This is a genomic window from Streptomyces sp. NPDC085866, assembly GCF_044541035.1.
Taxonomy (GTDB): Bacteria; Actinomycetota; Actinomycetes; order Streptomycetales; family Streptomycetaceae; genus Streptomyces.
Map to the genome: position 1 here is coordinate 505,354 of NZ_JBITSQ010000001.1, position 19,530 is coordinate 524,883.

Genomic DNA, 19,530 nt, shown 5'->3' on the forward strand with positions numbered 1-19,530 from the left:
GAGGAAAACAACCTCTCACCTGGGCCTTCGGCATCCAGAGCGGGCGACGGGAATCGAACCCGCGTAGCTAGTTCGGAAGAGTCCGGTTGTGGCACTCTGCTGAGCTGGCAGTCTGCTGACCTGCGGTAGCGCGTCGCTCCGGCCGTGATTCACCGTGACTCCCCGGAAGTTCCCGCCCGATCGGGCACGCGACGGGCACGCCGTGTCCGCAGCGACCTCGACGCCGTCGCGGCGGCTCCCAACGCGCGCCCACGCAAGACTCTCGGGTGGAGACTGCAGCAGGACTTCCCCCCAGCAGCGTAGAAACCCGCTGTCCAAGATCAAGGGGGAACTTCATACCAGCTAGCGATCCCGACGCACTCGGATCGCGGCCGGCGGCGACGCGCACGGATCCGAAGGCGGCATGCCCCGCGGTCCTCGGCCTTACTCCAGGGTCTTCGCAGCGTTGCGGATGACCTCGAGGACAGCGTTGGGCTGGGAGAGCATCGGGACGTGGCTGCTGTCGAGGCTGACGGTCGTGGCCTTCATCCGTTCGGCGGAAGCGCGCTCCCGGTCCGGGTTCACCGTGCGGTCCTGGGTGCCCACGATGTACCAGCTCGGCTTCGCTCGCCAGGCATTGCCGGGTACCTGCTGGTCGAAGAGGTCCGCGATCGGCGGGTTGGCGGTCGCCAGCACGAGCTTTTGTTCCTCCAGCGGCAGGTCGCCGCAGAAGTCGCCGATGCCCGACTCCTTGAGGTAGATGCGGTTGTCGGTGACCTCAAGGTGCTCGAAAACCGGCGAGCTGGGAAACGCGGCCAGGTGCTGCTGCGAGGTCTCGTCGTCGTCCGGGGCAAGCGCGCAGATGTACACCAGGGCGCCCACCCGGTCGTGCACGCCCGCCTTGGTGATCAGCGTGCCGCCGTAGGAGTGGCCCACGAGCACGACCGGGCCGGGCACGTGGTTGATCGCGCGGGTTACGCAGTCAACGTCGCCTGCGAGCGAGTCAAGCCCATGCTGCGACGCGAAGACCTCGCGACCCTCGGCCTGGAGTGCGGGGATGAGCTTTGCGAAGCACGAGCCATCGGCCCACAAGCCGTGGGCCAGCACGATGCTGGCTTTTCCGGCCATGAGTGCCTCCTTTGTCGCTACGTCGCTACCTGTAGCGGAGATCCACTTCGTTTGATCCTCTTTGTTCGACCCTAGGTGGGAACTACAGGTGCCGCTCACCCACCACTCACCCCAGCTCCCATCCCGTACGCCGTCGACCCACACACCGTGGAGCGGGCGTGGTTCCTGGCGTCCAGGCGGAGCGCGCCACTGTACGAACGACCTGGACGCCAGGGGCCGCGTCTGCTCGGCTCTGCCTGGGTCGATGGTGTACGGGATGGGAGCCTCCAACATCGGCCACGATCGACCCGCGGGCGGCGACGGCGCCCTCACATCCCGGTGCCGGCCGATCCCCCGCCGGAGGCACCGTTCCGACCGTGGCCGGGGTGTGACCGAGATACGCGCCAAAGGGGCAACGGGATGATCTTGAAGTCCTGAGCGCCGGGTCCCTCGCCGTATTTCGGAGGGACACCCGCGCTGTTCTGCCAGCGACAGAACACCGGCCGGACCGGGCTCGACGATCACTACAGTCCGGTCTCATGACGACGATTACGACGCGTACGGTCGAGTACCCGGCCGACGGTTTGACGATGATCGGGCACCTCGCGCTCCCGGCCGGTGTCGACCGCCGGCCCGCGGTGCTGCTCGGACCAGAGGGCATGGGGCTCAGCGACGTCGAGCGCCGCCGGGCCGATGCTCTCGCCGAGCTGGGATATGTAGCGCTGGCCTTCGACCTTCACGGCGGGCGCTATTTGGGTGACCCCGAGGAGATGCTGGCCCGTTGCATGCCACTGCTCGCTGATCCCGACCGGATGCGGGGCATCGGCCATGCGGCGCTCGACGTGTTGCGCGCCGAACCGCGGACCGACCCCGACCGGATCGCCGCCGTCGGCTACGGCACCGGGGGCGCCGTCGGGCTGGAACTCGGGCGCGACGGCGTCAGCCTACGCGCGATCGGGACAGTCAACGCACTGACCACGGGCCGACCGGGCGAGGCGGCGCGCATTCGCTGCCCGGTGTGGGCCGGGGTCGGGTCGGAAGACCCGATCATGCCGCCCGCGCAACGGAACGCGTTCACCGCCGAGATGCAGGCCGCAGGCGTCGACTGGCGCCTCACGGTCTACGGCGGAGCCTTGCACGCCTTCCACCACCCACCGGTCGACCACACCGTGGTTCCCGGCGTCGGCTACCACTCACGGCACGCACAGCGAGCCTGGCGCGACGTCGTCGACCTGCTCGCCGAGTGCCTGCCCGTGACGGAGGATCTGGGGGCATGACCCATGTAAGCATGCTGGCGCCGGGCCTGGTCGGCGTCGGGCACTGACAGTCCCCTCCCCTCAAGTCCGCACAGCAGAACCGCATTCGGGCGGATGCTCGGTCGCGGAGACGCGTTCGCAACTGCCGCAGTAAATACCTGATTTACTGCGACGGAGCCCTGGTCGTGATCGTCGCGACCTGCGGCGGACCGTTCCGGCTTCCAGGGCGAGATGTACGCATTTGCCGCGGCGTCACTCTGCTGACCACGCGTGAAGCCGCATCAAGATCTACTCATTGCCCCCTTGACGCGTATTTCGGCTGAACCCCTAGCCGCGCCAGCGCTTCAGCCGGCAAGAGCGCGGCTGTTGCCTCACCGACGTGTCGCCGCTGCGCGTGTGCTCGCGCCACGTCAAGCAGGAAACGTGACTGCCGCCCGGGGGAGAGGCCCGATGGATCGACTTCCTTGGCCACCTCCAAGGCGAGCCCTGCATCTCCCAACTCGACCGCCGTGCTTACGGTGTGGATCTCGACGTTCGTCGGCCCGAACTCCGTGTCGAAGTCGTTGCGGTCCTCACCCAACCGCGCTGCGATCTCTCGCGCCCGGTCAATGTGTTCATGGGTCCGCCCTCGGTGGCCCTCCTTTGCGTTGATCACTGCAAGAACCAGGTTCATGGCGCCCAGCAGGGACAGTTCTTCCGGTGGGCATGCCGGCGTCTTGGCCCTCGGCGCCATGACAGCCACAGCGGATTTCGCTGCTTGTTCGGCCTGCTCCATGTCCAACCGCGAAACCGCCCGCGAAGAACTGTCCGCCGATCCGGGGGAGGAATGGACATGGCCGACCGCTTGCTGACGGTCGCGCAGGTCGCTGAACGGCTCGGCACCTGGGAGGAGAGCGGGGAACGCTTTCCGCGCCGATGGATCGAAGAGCGCCGCATCGCGTACGTGAAGGTCGGCCGTTACGTCCGCATCGCCGAGAGCGTCGTTGACGAGTACATCGCGGCCAACACGGTGCAGCCGCGTCGGCGTGGGTGTGCCCTCCGGGGGTGGCTGCCTGATGGCTGGCAAGCGTCGACAGTTCGGCCGGGTCCGCAAGCTCCCGTCCGGCCGCTATCAGGCCCGCTACGTCGGCCCTGACGGGTTCTGCGGCCCGCGCCCGACACATTCCGAACGAAGCGCGAGGCGGATGACTGGCTCGCCGACATGCAGACAGAGCTGCGGCAGGGCGACTGGCGGGACCCGGACGCGGCCAACGTGACCACGGTCGCCAAGGCCTACTCCCTGCTCCGCACGATCATGGGCACGGCCGTAGAGGACGGCCTGATCCGCCGCAACCCGTGCCAGATCAAGAACGGCGGCACGGTGAACACCCCGGAGCGGCCCACGGCCACGGTCTCGGACGTCTTCGCCATCGCGGATGCCTCACAGCCTCGCTACCGTGCCCTGGTCCTGCTCGGAGCGTTCTGCGCCCTGCGCTGGGGCGAGCTGGTCGCACTGCGCCGGCGGGACGTCGACGTGGAAGCAGGCATGATCCGGCGCCGCTCGGTGTCCGAGCTGAACAGCGGGAAGCACCTCTACAAGGCGCCGAAGAGTGAGGCGGGCAAGCGGTCCGTGGCCATCCCGCGTTCGATCCTGCCGGTCGTTTTCACCCATATGGAGCAGTTCGCCGAGCCTGGCGCGGACGGCCGGGTCTTCGTCGGCGCGAAGGGCGCCACGCCTCGCCCGAACCACTTCAACGGGTTGTGGGACCCGGGCGGCGCTGATCTATCAGCACACCTCGGAGAGTCGTGAGCGGGAGATCGCCGACGGCGTGGACGCTGTGATCGTGGACGCTCTGAAGCGGCGCCGCCGGCCGAAGGGGCACGCGGGGGACACGAAAGGCTGGGAGACCCCGGGAACGACTGAAGGCCCAGGGAGAGGAAAACAACCTCTCACCTGGGCCTTCGGCATCCAGAGCGGGCGACGGGAATCGAACCCGCGTAGCTAGTTTGGAAGACTAGGGCTCTACCATTGAGCTACGCCCGCAACAGTGCGCCGCAGGTCGGTGACCTCGGCACTGCTGAGCATCGTAGCGGGTCGCCCGCCGCGGAGGCCAACGTGTTTGGACTGCGGCGATGTCACGCGCGCGGCAGTCGGCAAAGCAGCCGACGGATCCGGCCGGGGCATGTACCCTACGTGTCGCACCAGACGGGGTGTGGCGCAGCTTGGTAGCGCGTCCGCTTTGGGAGCGGAAGGCCGTGGGTTCAAATCCCGCCACCCCGACCACCGGCTCGCGGCACCGCGATGATCGCCTTTTGGGGCGCTGACCGGCTGCGGTTACTATGCAAGCTGCGCGCCCGTGTGTCCCGGCCCACTCGGCCTACGAACTCCTCCGGGCGGCGAAATCCGCCGGACCAGTCTGGCTCCGGCAGAACCCAAGAAGTCAGCCACAAGGAGACCGAACCGTGAAGAGCGCCGTGGAGACCCTGAACCCGACCCGGGTTCGGCTCACTGTCGAGGTGCCCTTCGAGGAGCTCAAGGACAGCCTCGACGCGGCGTACAAGAAGATCAACCAGCAGGTCACGGTGAAGGGCTTCCGCAAGGGCAAGATCCCGGCCCGCGTCATCGACCAGCGGTTCGGCCGCGGTGCGGTGCTGGAGGAGGCCGTCAACGACGCGCTCCCGAAGTTCTACACCGAGGCGGTCAACGAGGCCGAGCTGAGCCCGCTGGGCCAGCCCGAGGTCGACATCACCGAGCTGAAGGACGGCGAGACGCTGAACTTCACCGCCGAGGTCGACATCCGCCCGGCCCTGGAGATCCCGGACTACTCCGGCATCGAGGTCGAGGTCGACGCCGTCGAGGTGACCGACGAGGACATCGAGAAGTCGGTCGAGCAGCTGCGTGAGCGCTTCGCCTCCACCTCCCCGGTCGAGCGCGCCGCCGAGGACGGCGACGTCGTCACGATCGACCTGCAGGCCAAGGTCGAGGGCGAGGTCCTCGAGGACGGAGTCGCCGAGGGCGTCTCCTACACCATCGGCTCCGGCGAGCTCCTCGACGGCATCGACGACGCCGTGAAGGGCCTGGAGGCCGGTGGCGAGGCCACCTTCACCTCCGAGCTCAAGGGCGGCTCCGCCGCGGGCAAGGAGGCCGAGGTCACCGTCAAGGTCACCCAGGTCGCCGCCCGTGAACTGCCCGAGCTGGACGACGAGTTCGCGCAGCTCGCCTCCGAGTTCGACACCCTGGACGAGCTGAAGGCCGACAGCCGCAAGCGCCTGGCCAACATGAAGCAGTTCGACCAGGCCACCCAGGCGCAGGAGCGCGTCCTGGAGAAGCTCCTCGAGCTGGTCGAGGTCCCGGTCCCCGAGAAGCTGCTCGAGGACGAGATCAACACCCGCAAGCACAACCTGGAGCACCACCAGCTCGGCCAGATGGGTCTCACCCTCGAGAAGTACCTGGAGATCCAGGGCAAGACCGTCGAGGAGTTCGAGACCGAGACCCGCGAGGCCGCGGTCAAGGGCATCAAGACCCAGTTCGTCCTCGACGAGCTGGTCAAGAAGGAGAACCTCAACGTCAACCAGGAGGAGCTCACCGAGCACCTCATGCGGCGTGCGGCCTCCTCCGGCATGTCCCCCGACCAGTTCGCCCAGGCCGTCGTCGAGGGTGGCCAGGTGCCGCTCCTGGTCGGCGAGGTCGCCCGCGGCAAGGCCCTGGCCGTCGTGGTCGAGGCCGCCACGGTGAAGGACACCAACGGCGAGGTCATCGACCTGGACGACGAGGACGAGACCGAGTCCGCCGAGACGGTCGAGGCCGCCGAGGGCACCGAGGACGCGGCCGAGGAGAAGACCGAGGGCTGAGCCCCACGGCGTCTCTGACGACGTAGACGGGCCCCTGGGGACCTTCCCGGGGGCCCGTTTGTCGTACCGGCCTGGACCGGCCAACCTGAAGGGGTGCGGACCGTATCCCTGTACGGCTCCGCCGTGGGGCGTGACCAGCCCCCACACACCCGCAGTCCGACGATCTCCGCACCACCACCCACAAACCGCATCGGTCAAACCGGCGGAGCCCTCCGCTACGCCCCCGGCGAACACCCGCTTCTCCGGGATTCCCCGAAGCGGCCTGAGCGTTAGGGTCCATGAATACGAGGGCAAGCTGGAGTTCCCGCTAAGCCCCGGCAGGACTACGTGAGACGGCCCGGCGCCGTCGCAAGACGAGCAGGTGGATACGTGACGAATCTGATGCCCTCCGCCGCCGGCGAGCCTTCCATCGGTGGTGGCCTCGGCGACCAGGTCTACAACCGGCTGCTCGGCGAGCGGATCATCTTCCTCGGCCAGCAGGTTGACGACGACATCGCCAACAAGATCACCGCTCAGCTGCTGCTCCTTGCGGCCGACCCCGCCAAGGACATCTACCTCTACATCAACAGCCCCGGCGGCTCGGTGACGGCCGGCATGGCGATCTACGACACCATGCAGTACATCCCGAACGACGTGGTCACGATCGGCATGGGCATGGCGGCCTCGATGGGCCAGTTCCTGCTCACCGGCGGCACCGCCGGCAAGCGCTTCGCCCTGCCGCACACGGACATCATGATGCACCAGGGCTCCGCGGGCCTCGGCGGTACGGTCTCGGACATCAAGATCCAGGCCCAGTACCTGCTGCGCACCAAGAAGACCATGTCCGAGCTGACCGCGCTGCACTCCGGCCAGACCGTCGAGACGATCGTCCGCGACGGCGACCGCGACCGCTGGTTCACCCCGGAAGAGGCCAAGGAGTACGGTCTCATTGACGAGATCATCACGCACGCCTCGGGTGTTCCGGGAGGCGGCGGCACCGGTGCCTGACCGGCCCGGCCACGCCAAGCACCGCCGAGACCCCAGCCCCCCGAACGCCACCAGGACGGTGAACCCCATGAGCAACTTCCACGGCGCCGCCAGCGGCATGTACGAAGGGCCCCGCCCCGACAGCCGCTACGTCATCCCGCGCTTCGTCGAGCGCACCTCCCAGGGCATCCGCGAGTACGACCCGTACGCGAAGCTCTTCGAGGAGCGCGTGATCTTCCTGGGCGTCCAGATCGACGACGCCTCCGCCAACGACGTCATGGCGCAGCTGCTGTGCCTGGAGTCGATGGACCCCGACCGGGACATCTCGATCTACATCAACAGCCCCGGTGGCGACATGACGGCCCTGACGGCCATCTACGACACCATGCAGTTCGTGAAGCCCGACATCCAGACGGTGTGCATGGGCCAGGCGGCCTCCGCCGCGGCCATCCTGCTCGCGGCCGGTACGCCGGGCAAGCGCATGGCGCTGCCGAACTCGCGCGTGCTGATCCACCAGCCGGCCGGCTCCACCGGCCGCGGTCAGCTCTCCGACCTGGAGATCATCGCCAACGAGTTCACCCGGATGCGCGACCAGCTGGAGACCATGCTGGCCAAGCACTCCAACCGACCGATCGAGCAGGTCCGCGAAGACATCGAGCGCGACAAGATCCTCACGGCCGAGGAGGCGCTCGAGTACGGCATCGTCGACCAGATCATCTCCACCCGGAAGATGAACAACGCCTCGGTCCGCTGACGCGGGTCGACGTCTTCGGCGACGTATTCTCTGCCCCTCTTGGCACGGTGCACGTCAAAGTGAACCCTGCCAAGGGGGGCCCGAACACAGGGCCCGGCAAGGTACCGTCGGACATAAGGCAGCACCAGGAGCCGCTGGATTCGAAAGCGTCCAGGCGTCTCCCAGGCGAAGGGGAAGCACACCGTGGCACGCATCGGTGACGGCGGCGATCTGCTCAAGTGCTCGTTCTGCGGCAAGAGCCAGAAGCAGGTCAAGAAGCTCATCGCAGGGCCCGGTGTGTACATCTGCGACGAGTGCATCGATCTCTGCAACGAGATCATCGAGGAGGAGCTCGCCGAGACGAGCGAGGTGCGCTGGGAGGAACTCCCGAAGCCCCGCGAGATCTACGAGTTCCTGGAAGGCTACGTAGTCGGCCAGGAAGCGGCGAAGAAGGCCCTCTCCGTCGCGGTGTACAACCACTACAAGCGGGTCCAGGCAGGCGAGAACGGCGGCGCCCAAGGCCGCGACGACGCCATCGAGTTGGCGAAGTCCAACATCCTTCTGCTCGGCCCCACGGGCTCCGGCAAGACCCTCCTCGCGCAGACTCTGGCGCGCATGCTCAACGTCCCGTTCGCCATCGCCGACGCGACGGCGCTGACGGAGGCGGGCTATGTGGGCGAGGACGTCGAGAACATCCTGTTGAAGCTGATCCAGGCGGCGGACTACGACGTCAAGAAGGCCGAGACGGGGATCATCTACATCGACGAGATCGACAAGGTCGCGAGGAAGAGTGAAAACCCTTCCATCACCCGCGACGTCTCGGGCGAGGGTGTCCAGCAGGCCCTGCTCAAGATCCTCGAGGGCACCACGGCCTCCGTCCCGCCCCAGGGCGGCCGTAAGCACCCCCACCAGGAGTTCATCCAGATCGACACGACGAACGTGCTGTTCATCGTGGGCGGTGCCTTCGCGGGCCTGGAGAAGATCATCGAGTCCCGGGCCGGCGCGAAGGGCATCGGCTTCGGCGCGACGATCCGCTCCAAGCGCGAGCTGGAGGCCAAGGACCAGTTCGAGGACGTCATGCCCGAGGACCTGGTCAAGTTCGGCATGATCCCGGAGTTCATCGGCCGCCTGCCCGTCATCACGAGCGTCCACAACCTGGACCGCGAGGCCCTGCTCCAGATCCTGGTCGAGCCCCGCAACGCGCTCGTCAAGCAGTACCAGCGCCTCTTCGAACTCGACGGCGTGGAGCTGGACTTCGAGCGCGAGGCCCTGGAGGCCATCGCCGACCAGGCCATCCTCCGCCAGACCGGCGCCCGCGGCCTGCGCGCCATCATGGAGGAGGTCCTCATGTCGGTGATGTACGAGGTCCCGTCCCGCAAGGACGTGGCGCGGGTCGTCATCACGGCGGATGTCGTCCACTCGAACGTGAACCCGACCCTGATCCCGCGGGACGCCCGCGGGCGGGGTTCGGGGGAGCAGAAGACAGCCTGAGCTTCTCGGCGCCGACGGGCAGGCACCCTGTGTTGGGTGCCTGCCCGTCGGTGTGTCAGACCAGTGCCGATCGGATCGAGCCATCGTTCCGGCGGCAACTGGAGCCCTCCCTGTTTCCGTGATCAAATTAGCCCGACCAGGTCAGACGTGTGTTCGAATGTCTGGCTGTGCAAAACGGGAGGACTCCGAATGACTTTCCAGAGGGCGAAGCGCATGGTGGCCGCGGCCGGTGTGGTGGTGGCGGCAGGGGCTCTGCCGATCCTCGTGGCCTCGCCGGCGAGCGCCACGCAGGGCGACTGCTCCAACTACGTGGCCACGCATGGATACCGCGCCGGCGTGAAGGTGAAGGCGGCGTGCGGCAACAAGGCAATGCCCTTCCCTGGCGGCCCCGACATCGCCAATCCGTACTGTATCCAGGGTCTGGTGGCCCTCGGCGTGAGTATCGGCGTTGCCGACGAGGCGTGTGTACGAGCCTGACCATGCAGAGAAGGCGGCTCGGTGCCACCGAGCCGCCTTCTGTGATGCGGGAGCCCTGCTACGGGGTCCTCAGGCCTTGACGCGTACATCCTTGCGGAGCTTGGCAGTGATCTCCGCGGCGTCGCTGATGGACATGCTCTTGCCCGTCATCGCGCTGGCCACGTCGGCGTTGATGGTCACGCCGAGGGTGCTGTGGTCGCCCCAGATGCACACGGGCATGATCATCTGCTTCGGGCCCGAGGAGCTGGACCCCGATCCAGTCATGTCCAGCTTCACGGACTGGCACTTCATTACGGCGCCGTCGAGGCCCGCCGGCTCCTGCTCCTCGGGGCTGCCGACCAGCGTGCCCTTGGTGTCGTCGCCGCTCTGGTCCTTCTCGGACTCCTTCTTCATGTTGGCGAACATCGCGTCGACGACGGCAGCGGGGTCGTCGATCTGGCCGTAGACGCCGCCGAACTTCAGCATCTTCATGGCGAGGGGGTTGCTCTTGTCGCCGGACTGGTACTCCGCGCCCACTGACTTGGCGTTCTTGACGCCGGCCTTCCGAGCAGCCGACACATCGCTGTCCGTCATGGCGTCGTCGTTGGAGCTGGCACCCTTCTGGTACTCACCGTTGATCACGCTGGTCGGAGTGATCAGCTTGTGCGGGCCGTCGTCCGCGACGTCGCTGCTGCCGCTCTTGTTGAGCAGGAAGGCCGCGGCCACCGCGACGGCCGCGACGACCGCCACGGAACCGATGATCAGGCCCGTCTTCTTCTTGCCGCCGCCCGCGGCCGGCGGCTGCGGGACGCCGTAGGGCTGCTGGCCGTACGGCGGCTGCTGGCCGTACGCGTTCGGCTGCTGCGGCACGCCCTGCTGCGGGTAGCCGTACCCGGGCTGCGGCGGGGCCGGAGGAGCCTGCTGGGGGTAGCCGTAGCCGGGCTGGGGTGCCTGCGGCTGCTGGCCGTAGGGGCCCGGCTGGCCGTAGGGACCAGGCTGCCCCGGCTGGCCGTAGGGCGGCTGCTGGCCGTACGGGCCCGGCTGGTTGTTGCTCATTTCTGGGTTCCCCTCCAGATGCTTATGTGTTCCTGACATCCTGGACCAGGCACAGGAAGCACACGGCACCGGGGGCCGCACCGTTACACAACAAACGCGTTTCGGGACCACCCCGTGACACCTCTAAACTGACCCCCGTGACCGAGAACGCTCAGCAGCAGCCACCCGCGCCCGACACCGAACTGCCGACCCAGTACGCGCCGGCCGATGTAGAGGGGCCGCTGTACGAGCGCTGGGTAGAGCGGGGTTACTTCGAGGCGGACGCGAAGAGCGACAAGCCGCCGTACACGATCGTCATCCCGCCGCCGAACGTCACCGGCAGCCTCCACCTGGGCCACGCCTTCGAGCACACCCTCATCGACGCCCTGACCCGCCGTAAGCGCATGCAGGGTTACGAGACGCTGTGGCAGCCCGGCATGGACCACGCCGGCATCGCCACGCAGAACGTCGTCGAGCGCGAGCTGGGCAAGGAGGGCAAGTCCCGCCACGACCTCGGCCGCGAGGCGTTCGTCGAGCGTGTCTGGCAGTGGAAGGGCGAGTCCGGCGGCCAGATCAGCGGCCAGATGCGCCGTCTGGGTGACGGTGTCGCCTGGTCCCGTGAGCGCTTCACGATGGACGAGGGCCTCTCCCAGGCCGTCCAGACCATCTTCAAGCGGCTCTACGACGACGAGCTGATCTACCGCGCCGAGCGCATCATCAACTGGTGCCCCCGCTGTCTGACGGCGATCTCCGACATCGAGGTCGAGTACCAGGACGACGACGGCGAGCTGGTCTCCATGAAGTACGGCGAGGGGGACGACACCATCGTCGTCGCCACGACCCGTGCCGAGACCATGCTCGGTGACACCGCCGTCGCCGTTCACCCCGACGACGAGCGGTACAAGCACCTGGTCGGCAAGCTGATCCGCCTGCCGCTCACCGACCGCTCCATCCCGGTGGTCGCCGACACGCACGTCGACCCCGAGTTCGGCACGGGCGCCGTCAAGGTCACCCCGGCCCACGACCCGAACGACTTCGAGATCGGCCAGCGGCACGACCTGCCGTCCATCACGATCATGGACGAGCACGCCGTCATCACCGCCCACGGTCCCTTCCAAGGCCTGGACCGGCTCGAGGCCCGCTCCGCCATCGTCGCCGCGCTGCGCGCCGAGGGCCGGATCGTCGCCGAGAAGCGGCCGTACGTCCACAGCGTCGGCCACTGCTCGCGCTGCAAGACCACCATCGAGCCCCGCCTGTCCATGCAGTGGTGGGTCAAGGTCGGCCCGCTGGCGAAGGCCGCCGGTGACGCCGTCCGCGACGGCAGGGTCAAGATCCATCCGCAGGAGATGGAGAAGCGGTACTTCGACTGGGTCGACAACCTCCACGACTGGTGCATCTCGCGGCAGTTGTGGTGGGGGCACCGGATCCCCGTCTGGTACGGCCCGAACGGCGAGGTCGTCTGTGTCGGCCCCGACGACGAGGCCCCGACCGGCGAGGGCTGGCACCAGGACACCGACGTCCTCGACACCTGGTTCTCCTCCGGCCTGTGGCCCTTCTCCACGCTGGGCTGGCCCGAGCAGACCGAGTCGCTCGCGAAGTTCTACCCGAACTCCGTCCTGGTCACCGGCTACGACATCCTCTTCTTCTGGGTCGCCCGGATGATGATGTTCGGCCTGTACGCGATGGACGGCACCCCGCCGTTCCACACCATCGCCCTGCACGGCATGGTCCGCGACCAGTTCGGCAAGAAGATGTCGAAGTCCTTCGGCAACGCGGTCAACCCGCTGGACTGGATGGACAAGTACGGCAGCGACGCACTGCGCTTCACGCTCGCCCGTGGCGCCAACCCGGGTGTCGATGTCCCGATCGGCGAGGACTGGGTCCAGGGCTCCCGCAACTTCGCCAACAAGATCTGGAACGCGACGCGCTTCGCGCTGATGAACGGCGCGACGGTGGACGGCCCGCTGCCGGACGCCTCCGCCATGTCGGCGACGGACCGCTGGATCCTCTCCCGCCTCAACTCCGTCATCGCCGAAGTCGACGCGCTCTACGACGACTTCCAGTTCGCCAAACTGTCCGACGCCCTCTTCCACTTCGCGTGGGACGAGGTCTTCGACTGGTACGTCGAGCTGTCCAAGACGACGTTCCAGGCGGGCGGTGAGGCGGCCGAGGTCTCCAAGCGGGTCCTCGGCGAGGTCCTCGACGTCACCCTCAAACTGCTGCACCCGGTCGTCCCGTTCGTGACAGAGACCCTCTGGACCACCCTCACCGGTGGCGAGTCGGTCGTCATCGCGGACTGGCCGACGGCTGTGCTGGTTCCTGGTGCTGACGCACCGGGCGGCTTCCGTGACGCGGCCGCCGAGCGCGAGATCGAGTCGCTCCAGGCGGTCATCACCGAGGTCCGCCGCTTCCGCGCCGACCAGGGCCTCCAGCCCGGCCAGCGCGTCCCGGCCCGCCTCACCCTCGACGGCACGGCCCTCGCTCCCCACGAGGCCGCCATCCGCCAGCTCCTGCGCCTGCAGCCGGAGGGCGAGTCCTTCACGGCCACGGCCACCCTGCCGGTCGCCGGTGCCGAGGTCGCCCTCGACCTCTCCGGCACGATCGACGTGGTCGCGGAGCGCAAGCGCCTCGCCAAGGACCTGGCCGCCGCCGAGAAGGAGAAGGCCCAGGCCACGGCCAAGCTCGGCAACGAGGCGTTCCTGGCGAAGGCCCCGGACCAGGTGGTCGACAAGATCCGCGGACGCCTTGCCAAGGCCGAGGAGGACATCACCCGCATCCAGTCCCAGCTGGAGAAGCTGCCGCAGGCGTAGCTGCTCATACGGTGACGAAGGCCCCGGAACTGCGAGGTTCCGGGGCCTTCACGTACCCGGGGGTGGGGACGCTTGCCCGCGCCGGCAAGGTGCCGCTGCGCCCACCCGTGCCGCCCCAGCGGCACGACTGCCCGCAGCTACGTGAGGGCGACGAGCCCGCGGTCGGCTGTGGCTGCGTGGCTACGGCGCCCATGCAGCGGACGGCGCCGCAACTGCCCAGGGGCGCGGGGCTGTATCGATTTGCGGCTCCGCCGCGTGGGCGCGACAAGCCACGACGCACCCGCACCCGAACGGCAGGCCGAGCCACCCCGAACCGGCCAAAAGAGCCACCGCACCCTTTGTCGGCGCGGCTCCGTAGACTGGCCCTGTGAGCGACCTCCCGCACGAAAACGACCAGCCCGACCCCCTCGACGCCTTCGAAGAACTCGTCGCCGAGGAGACCGACCGCGACCCCGACCTCGCGGTGATCGAGGCCGGCAGCCGTACCCTGCGGACCCAGGGCGGCCCGCCGCAGGCCGACGTGCCCGCGCGGCCGGCGGATCCCGAGGTCGACCGGGCCCTGCGCGAGGTCGAGGCGGAGCTGGCAGGCCGCTGGGGCGAGACCAAGCTGGAGCCCTCCGTCAGCCGTATCGCCGCGCTGATGGACGTGCTGGGCGAGCCGCAGCGGTCGTACCCCTCGATCCACATCACGGGCACGAACGGCAAGACCTCCACCGCTCGCATGATCGAGGCCCTGCTCGGCGCCTTCGAGCTGCGCACCGGCCGGTACACCAGCCCGCACGTGCAGTCGGTCACCGAGCGGATCAGCCTGGACGGCGCCCCGATCTCCGCCGAGCGGTTCATCGAGACGTACCAGGACATCAAGCCGTACGTCGAGATGGTGGACGGCATGCAGGAGTACCGGCTGTCGTTCTTCGAGGTCCTCACCGGCATGGCGTACGCCGCCTTCGCTGACGCCCCCGTCGACGTCGCCGTCGTCGAGGTCGGCATGGGCGGCAGCTGGGACGCGACGAACGTGATCGACGGTGACGTCGCAGTGATCACCCCCATTGCCCTCGACCACACCGACCGGCTCGGCGAGACGCCGGGCGAGATCGCCGGTGAGAAGGGCGGCATCATCAAGCAGGACGCGACCGTGATCCTGGCGCAGCAGCCGGTGGACGCGGCGCAGGTGCTGCTGAAGAAGGCCGTCGAGGTGGACGCGACCGTGGCCCGGGAGGGGCTGGAGTTCGGCGTCGTGGCCCGGCAGGTCGCGGTCGGCGGGCAGCTGGTCACCCTGCGTGGCCTGGGCGGCGAGTACCCCGAGGTGTACCTGCCCCTGCACGGCGCCCACCAGGCGCACAACGCGGCCGTGGCGCTCGCCGCCGTGGAGGCGTTCTTCGGTGTCGGCGCGCTGCGCGCGGAGCCGCTGGACATCGACACCGTGCGCAAGGCCTTCGCTGCCGTGTCCTCGCCGGGCCGGCTGGAGGTCGTACGGCGCTCTCCCACGATCGTGCTGGACGCGGCGCACAACCCGGCGGGCGCCGAGGTGACCGCCGAGGCCGTGCGGGAGGCGTTCGACTTCACCCGGCTGATCGGTGTGGTCGGGGCGAGCGCCGACAAGAACGTGCGGGGGCTGCTGGAGGCTTTCGAGCCGATCTTCGCCGAGGTCGTCGTCACGCAGAACTCCACGCACCGCGCCATGGACGCCGACGAGTTGGCCGCGATCGCCGTCGAGGTGTTCGGCGAGGAACGGGTCCAGGTCGAGCCGCGGCTGCCCGAGGCCCTGGAGGCCGCGATCACGCTGGCCGAGGAGGAGGGCGAGTTCGCGGGCGGCGGGGTGCTGGTCACCGGTTCGGTCATCACGGTGGGCGAGGCCCGCCTGCTGCTGGGGAAGGGCTGAGGTTCCGTCGTGCGTACGCTCTGTTCATCGACGCTGATCGGTGAGTTCTGCATCATCGGGTTCGCCGGACTCGTGGCCATGAAGGACCCGGACCTGTCCACGTCGACGGTGTGGCTGGTCAGCGGTATCGCCATGGCTCTGTGCGTGCTGCTGTGCGGCATGGTGACCCGGCCGGGCGGTGTCGCCCTCGGCTGGGCCCTGCAGCTCGCCCTGATCGCCTCCGGTGTGTTCGTCCCGACGATGTACTTCATGGGCGCGGTCTTCGCGGCGCTGTGGTGGGCGTCGGTGCACTACGGCAGAAAGGTCGACGAGGCCAAGGCCCGTTTCGCGGCGCAGGCCGAGTCCTCTACACCTGACGCTGCGTAACAGCGACACGGACACGCCCTGTAACCTCGTCCCACCGCACACGTCAGTCGTAAGGAGCCCCCCGTGAGCCAGCGCACCCTCGTCCTGCTCAAGCCCGACGCCGTCCGTCGCGGCCTGACCGGCGAGATCATCAGCCGTATCGAGCGCAAGGCCGGCTGGCAGATCACCGCGCTGGAGCTGCGCACCCTGGACCAGGACACGCTGGAGCAGCACTACGGCGAGCACAAGGGCAAGCCCTTCTACGAGCCGCTGGTGGAGTTCATGTCCTCCGGTCCGGTCGTCGCGCTGATCGTCGAGGGTGAGCGGGTCATCGAGGGGCTGCGCGCGCTCGCCGGCCCGACCGACCCGATCGCCGCCGCGCCCGGTTCCATCCGGGGTGACTACGGCGTGATCGTCCGCGAGAACCTGATTCACGCCTCCGACTCGGAGGAGTCCGCCGAGCGTGAGGTGAAGATCTTCTTCCCGGGGCACGCCTGAGCACCATCCTGCGGATTTTCCGCTAATTTTTCTGAGGGAGTGTCAGCTCCGCTCGGAGTCCTGACCAGGGGCGGCCGTACGTTTTCGGCCGTCCTTTGGCATATGCGTTGCCGATCGGGGGAACGTGTGCCCCCGATGGACCGTCTCCACAAGCGAGGCGGCGCGCCATCTGCTGACAATGGCGAAGACCCTCGCGCAGTGTTCGTGCAGGCGCGTTTACGATGGAAGCCTTCACGTCACAGCACCCGCCTCGCCGACCTGATATGCCCTCAAAAGCTTCGGAAGGCCAGATGAATCCGGATGGGGAACTCAATGTCGTTCATCGGCCGTGACATGGCTGTCGACCTCGGGACCGCCAACACGCTGGTGTACGTCAGGGGTCGCGGAATCGTACTCAACGAGCCGTCCGTCGTGGCGATCAACACCAATACCGGTGGCATCCTCGCGGTCGGTGCCGAGGCGAAGAAGATGATCGGCCGCACGCCGGGCAACATCGTCGCCGTGCGTCCGCTCAAGGACGGTGTCATCGCCGACTTCGAGATCACCGAGCGGATGCTCCGCTACTTCATCCTGAAGATCCACAAGCGGCGGTACCTCGCCCGGCCCCGGGTCGTCGTCTGTGTGCCCTCCGGCATCACGGGCGTCGAGCGCCGCGCCGTCATCGAGGCGTCCTCCCAGGCGGGTGCCCGCCAGGTGCACATCATCGAGGAGCCCATGGCGGCCGCCATCGGCTCCGGCCTGCCGGTCCACGAGGCCACCGGCAACATGGTGGTGGACATCGGCGGCGGCACCACGGAGGTCGCGGTCATCTCGCTCGGCGGCATCGTCACCGCGCAGTCCATCCGTGTCGCGGGCGACGAGCTGGACAACGCGATCATCCAGTACATCAAGAAGGAGTACAGCCTCCTGCTGGGTGAGCGCACGGCCGAGCAGATCAAGATCACGATCGGTTCGGCGTACGACCTCGACGCCGACGAGCACACCGAAGTCCGCGGCCGGGACCTGGTCTCCGGGCTGCCGAAGACCGTCGTCATCTCGGCCGCCGAGGTCCGCAAGGCGATCGAGGAGCCGGTCAACGCGATCGTGGACGCGGTCAAGACGACCCTCGACAAGTGCCCGCCGGAGCTGTCCGGCGACATCATGGACCGAGGAATCGTTCTGACCGGCGGCGGAGCGCTGCTGCGCGGCCTGGACGAGCGGCTGCGCCGGGAGACCGGCATGCCGATCCACATCGCCGAGGACCCGCTGGACAGCGTGGCGCTCGGCTCCGGAAAGTGCGTCGAGGAGTTCGAGGCGCTCCAGCAGGTCCTGGACGCCCAGCCGCGCAGATGAAGTAACTCTTCGATTCCGCCGTACGAGATGATCTCCTCTCGTACGGCGGATCGTTGGTATAGAGGCATAAGCTCCCACAAATGGGCCCCTTGGGTTCGCGCTTCGCCAGTGGCGCCTTGAGGGGTCCCCGAATTCCTACTGAGGAAGGGCACGGCCGCCGCACGTGAGGGACACGAAAGAGAGCCGGCTGCTCCTGGTCCTGCTGATCGCCATCGCGTTCGCGTTGATCACGGTGGACATCCGCGGAGGCCGGAACTCGCCGGTCGACGGTGCCCGGCAGGCCGCGGCAGCGGCGTTCGGCCCGATCGAGAACGGGCTGTCCTCGGCGGTCGATCCCGTCGGCGACGCCGTCTCCGCCGTCCGTGACTCCGGCAGCCGCCACGACCGGCTCGCCGCGCTGGAGAAGGAGAACGCGGCCCTCAAGGCGAAGCTCGGCAGCGACGACCGCAACCGCAGCCGCCTGGGGCAGCTCGACAAGATGCTGAAGATCGCCGGCGACGGCCAGTACGGCATCAAGGGCGCCCAGGTCATCGCCATAGGGTCGGCGCAGGGCTTCTCCTGGACCATCACCATCGACGTCGGCGCGAACGACGGCATCAAGCGGGACATGACCGTCCTCAACGGGGACGGCCTCGTCGGCCGCGTGACCACGGTGGGCCCCGACACCTCCACCGTGCTCCTCGCCAACGACCCCGACTTCACCGTCGGCACCCGCATGGAGGGCAGCGACGAACTCGGCTTCGCCTCCGGGCAGGGCGACCGCCCGCTGCGCGTCGAACTCCTCAACGGCAAGGCCGAGGTGAAGAAGGGCGACCGGCTCGTCACCTTCGGCTCCCAGGCCGACAAGCCCTTCGTGCCGGGCGTGCCGGTCGGCGTGGTCTCCCGCGTCGACCCCTCCGGCGGCGGCCTCACCCGCACGCTCTACGTCACGCCGTACGTCAGCTTCACCCAGCTCGACATCGTCGGCGTGGTCGTCGAGGCCCCGAAGAAGGACCCGCGCGACGAGGTCCTGCCGACCAAGCCCAAGCCGACACCGACACCGACGGTGACCGTCACGGTCACACCGTCCGCCGACGCGAACGCCACCGACGAGCAGCAGCAGTAGGAGCTGAATCCCCATGCGTGTCAACCGGATCCTGCTCTCCAGTGCGCTGGTCGTCGTCGCCCTGGTGATCCAGGTGAGCGTCCTCGCCCGCCTGCACCTGCCCGGCGCCGTCCCGGACCTGCTGCTGCTCACCGTCCTCGGTCTGGCCATGGTGTACGGCCATGTGGGCGGCGCCCTCGTCGGCTTCGGCGCCGGCCTGCTCGCCGACCTCGCCCCGCCCGCCGACCACGCGGCGGGCCGCTACGCCCTCGTGCTGTGCGTCATCGGCTACGGCGCCGGACTCATCAAGCCGGAGAACGGCCGCCTGAAGTCGGCGACCGGCCCGATGGCGGTCGTGGTCGCCGCCGCCGTCGGCTCCACCCTGCTGTACGCGGGTGTCGGTGCCCTGGTCGGCGACACCGCCGCCCGCCATGTCGGCCTGACCGGGCTGCTGTTCTCGGCCGCCCTGTACGACCTGCTGCTCGCGCCCTTCGTGGTTCCCGGGATCATGTGGCTGGCCCGCCGCTCCGACAACGACCCGCTCGCCGAGACCAGCCCCGCCGCCAAGGCCGGCGACATCTCCTCCGGTTGGCTCTCCTCCGGCACCGGGCTGCGCATCGGCAGCCAGCGCGGCGGCCTCGGCGCCCTCAAGGCCAAGGCCCGCACCCGCTCGACCCGGGTCGGCCGCATCAAGGGGGTCAAGCGGCTGTGAGCACACGGGAGTT

The 19,530-nt window shown here is 68.4% G+C and carries 17 protein-coding genes, 2 tRNA genes and 1 pseudogene; 16 read left to right on the plus strand and 4 right to left on the minus strand.

All coding sequences use genetic code 11. The features are described 5' to 3' along the window. Nucleotides 1-423: 423 nt before the first annotated feature. Nucleotides 424-1,107 (minus strand): alpha/beta hydrolase, encoded by a 684-nt coding sequence (locus ACIF83_RS02250; RefSeq protein ID WP_361300724.1) that lies wholly within the window; start codon nt 1,105-1,107, stop codon nt 424-426. Between the two features lie 518 nt (nt 1,108-1,625). Here ACIF83_RS02250 and ACIF83_RS02255 point away from each other — a divergent pair. Then, nucleotides 1,626-2,363 carry a dienelactone hydrolase family protein gene (locus ACIF83_RS02255; protein ID WP_399722868.1) on the plus strand — a complete coding sequence of 246 codons (738 nt, stop codon included), beginning with the start codon at nt 1,626-1,628 and terminating at the stop codon, nt 2,361-2,363. 271 nt (nt 2,364-2,634) lie between these two features. Here ACIF83_RS02255 and ACIF83_RS02260 read toward each other — a convergent pair whose 3' ends face one another. Further along, nucleotides 2,635-3,117, minus strand: a complete 483-nt coding sequence (locus ACIF83_RS02260) for a transcriptional regulator (RefSeq protein WP_393464921.1) — start codon at nt 3,115-3,117, stop codon at nt 2,635-2,637. Nucleotides 3,118-3,174: 57 nt separating this feature from the next. Here ACIF83_RS02260 and ACIF83_RS02265 point away from each other — a divergent pair. Together ACIF83_RS02265 and ACIF83_RS02270 are read left to right on the plus strand one after the other, a co-directional pair. Further along, nucleotides 3,175-3,360: pseudogene (locus tag ACIF83_RS02265) on the plus strand (excisionase family DNA-binding protein); the annotation flags it as partial. 183 nt (nt 3,361-3,543) lie between these two features. Beyond that, nucleotides 3,544-4,131, plus strand: coding sequence for a tyrosine-type recombinase/integrase (locus ACIF83_RS02270; RefSeq protein ID WP_399722870.1), 588 nt, complete (start codon nt 3,544-3,546; stop codon nt 4,129-4,131). A gap of 163 nt (nt 4,132-4,294) precedes the next feature. Here the strand turns inward: ACIF83_RS02270 and ACIF83_RS02275 are convergent. Beyond that, nucleotides 4,295-4,365, minus strand: a tRNA-Gly gene (locus ACIF83_RS02275). Between the two features lie 163 nt (nt 4,366-4,528). Here ACIF83_RS02275 and ACIF83_RS02280 point away from each other — a divergent pair. From ACIF83_RS02280 to ACIF83_RS02305, 6 genes are all read left to right on the plus strand, one after another. After that, nucleotides 4,529-4,605 (plus strand) — tRNA-Pro (locus tag ACIF83_RS02280). Between the two features lie 179 nt (nt 4,606-4,784). After that, nucleotides 4,785-6,173: a trigger factor gene (gene tig, locus ACIF83_RS02285; RefSeq protein WP_393464927.1), complete on the plus strand. Its 1,389-nt coding sequence runs from the start codon at nt 4,785-4,787 to the stop codon at nt 6,171-6,173. 381 nt (nt 6,174-6,554) lie between these two features. Next, nucleotides 6,555-7,160 carry an ATP-dependent Clp protease proteolytic subunit gene (locus ACIF83_RS02290; protein ID WP_145878692.1) on the plus strand — a complete coding sequence of 202 codons (606 nt, stop codon included), beginning with the start codon at nt 6,555-6,557 and terminating at the stop codon, nt 7,158-7,160. A 67-nt stretch (nt 7,161-7,227) separates the two neighbouring features. Beyond that, on the plus strand, nt 7,228-7,893 hold the full coding sequence (locus tag ACIF83_RS02295) for an ATP-dependent Clp protease proteolytic subunit (RefSeq protein ID WP_393464930.1): 666 nt from the start codon (nt 7,228-7,230) through the stop codon (nt 7,891-7,893). A gap of 183 nt (nt 7,894-8,076) precedes the next feature. Continuing rightward, a complete protein-coding gene (gene clpX, locus ACIF83_RS02300; protein WP_067003552.1) occupies nt 8,077-9,363 on the plus strand; it encodes an ATP-dependent Clp protease ATP-binding subunit ClpX in 1,287 nt (428 codons plus the stop codon). Nucleotides 9,364-9,552: 189 nt separating this feature from the next. After that, complete coding sequence (locus ACIF83_RS02305) at nt 9,553-9,840, plus strand: hypothetical protein (protein ID WP_398140975.1); 288 nt, start codon at nt 9,553-9,555, stop codon at nt 9,838-9,840. 69 nt (nt 9,841-9,909) lie between these two features. On the opposite strand, the gene ACIF83_RS02310 is transcribed toward ACIF83_RS02305, so the two are convergent. Next, a complete protein-coding gene (locus tag ACIF83_RS02310; protein WP_398140976.1) occupies nt 9,910-10,875 on the minus strand; it encodes a hypothetical protein in 966 nt (321 codons plus the stop codon). 137 nt (nt 10,876-11,012) lie between these two features. Between ACIF83_RS02310 and ACIF83_RS02315 the strand changes: the two genes are divergently transcribed. The 7 genes from ACIF83_RS02315 (at nt 11,013) to mreD (ending at nt 19,517) form a co-directional block, all read left to right on the plus strand. After that, on the plus strand, nt 11,013-13,664 hold the full coding sequence (locus ACIF83_RS02315; protein ID WP_393464937.1) for a valine--tRNA ligase: 2,652 nt from the start codon (nt 11,013-11,015) through the stop codon (nt 13,662-13,664). A gap of 367 nt (nt 13,665-14,031) precedes the next feature. After that, entirely contained in the window at nt 14,032-15,546 is a 1,515-nt protein-coding gene (locus ACIF83_RS02320) for a bifunctional folylpolyglutamate synthase/dihydrofolate synthase (RefSeq protein WP_393464940.1), read from the plus strand. Nucleotides 15,547-15,555: 9 nt separating this feature from the next. Then, entirely contained in the window at nt 15,556-15,912 is a 357-nt protein-coding gene (locus tag ACIF83_RS02325) for a DUF4233 domain-containing protein (protein ID WP_393464943.1), read from the plus strand. 63 nt (nt 15,913-15,975) lie between these two features. Beyond that, a complete protein-coding gene (gene ndk / locus ACIF83_RS02330) occupies nt 15,976-16,389 on the plus strand; it encodes a nucleoside-diphosphate kinase (protein ID WP_386571770.1) in 414 nt (137 codons plus the stop codon). Between the two features lie 312 nt (nt 16,390-16,701). Next, nucleotides 16,702-17,721 carry a rod shape-determining protein gene (locus ACIF83_RS02335; protein ID WP_031158632.1) on the plus strand — a complete coding sequence of 340 codons (1,020 nt, stop codon included), beginning with the start codon at nt 16,702-16,704 and terminating at the stop codon, nt 17,719-17,721. Nucleotides 17,722-17,884: 163 nt separating this feature from the next. Beyond that, on the plus strand, nt 17,885-18,826 hold the full coding sequence (gene mreC, locus ACIF83_RS02340) for a rod shape-determining protein MreC (protein ID WP_393464947.1): 942 nt from the start codon (nt 17,885-17,887) through the stop codon (nt 18,824-18,826). A gap of 13 nt (nt 18,827-18,839) precedes the next feature. Then, nucleotides 18,840-19,517, plus strand: a complete 678-nt coding sequence (mreD, locus tag ACIF83_RS02345) for a rod shape-determining protein MreD (RefSeq protein ID WP_067003571.1) — start codon at nt 18,840-18,842, stop codon at nt 19,515-19,517. The last annotated feature ends 13 nt before the right edge of the window (nt 19,518-19,530 follow it).

Coding starts and splice junctions, on each gene's coding strand:
- ACIF83_RS02250 (WP_361300724.1), bottom strand. CDS start 1,107: ATGGCCGGAAAAGCCAGCATCGTGCTGGCCCACGGCTTGTGGGCCGAT.
- ACIF83_RS02255 (WP_399722868.1), top strand. CDS start 1,626: ATGACGACGATTACGACGCGTACGGTCGAGTACCCGGCCGACGGTTTG.
- ACIF83_RS02260 (WP_393464921.1), bottom strand. CDS start 3,117: ATGGAGCAGGCCGAACAAGCAGCGAAATCCGCTGTGGCTGTCATGGCG.
- ACIF83_RS02270 (WP_399722870.1), top strand. CDS start 3,544: ATGCAGACAGAGCTGCGGCAGGGCGACTGGCGGGACCCGGACGCGGCC.
- ACIF83_RS02290 (WP_145878692.1), top strand. CDS start 6,555: ATGCCCTCCGCCGCCGGCGAGCCTTCCATCGGTGGTGGCCTCGGCGAC.
- ACIF83_RS02295 (WP_393464930.1), top strand. CDS start 7,228: ATGAGCAACTTCCACGGCGCCGCCAGCGGCATGTACGAAGGGCCCCGC.
- ACIF83_RS02305 (WP_398140975.1), top strand. CDS start 9,553: ATGACTTTCCAGAGGGCGAAGCGCATGGTGGCCGCGGCCGGTGTGGTG.
- ACIF83_RS02310 (WP_398140976.1), bottom strand. CDS start 10,875: ATGAGCAACAACCAGCCGGGCCCGTACGGCCAGCAGCCGCCCTACGGC.
- ACIF83_RS02335 (WP_031158632.1), top strand. CDS start 16,702: ATGTCGTTCATCGGCCGTGACATGGCTGTCGACCTCGGGACCGCCAAC.
- mreD (WP_067003571.1), top strand. CDS start 18,840: ATGCGTGTCAACCGGATCCTGCTCTCCAGTGCGCTGGTCGTCGTCGCC.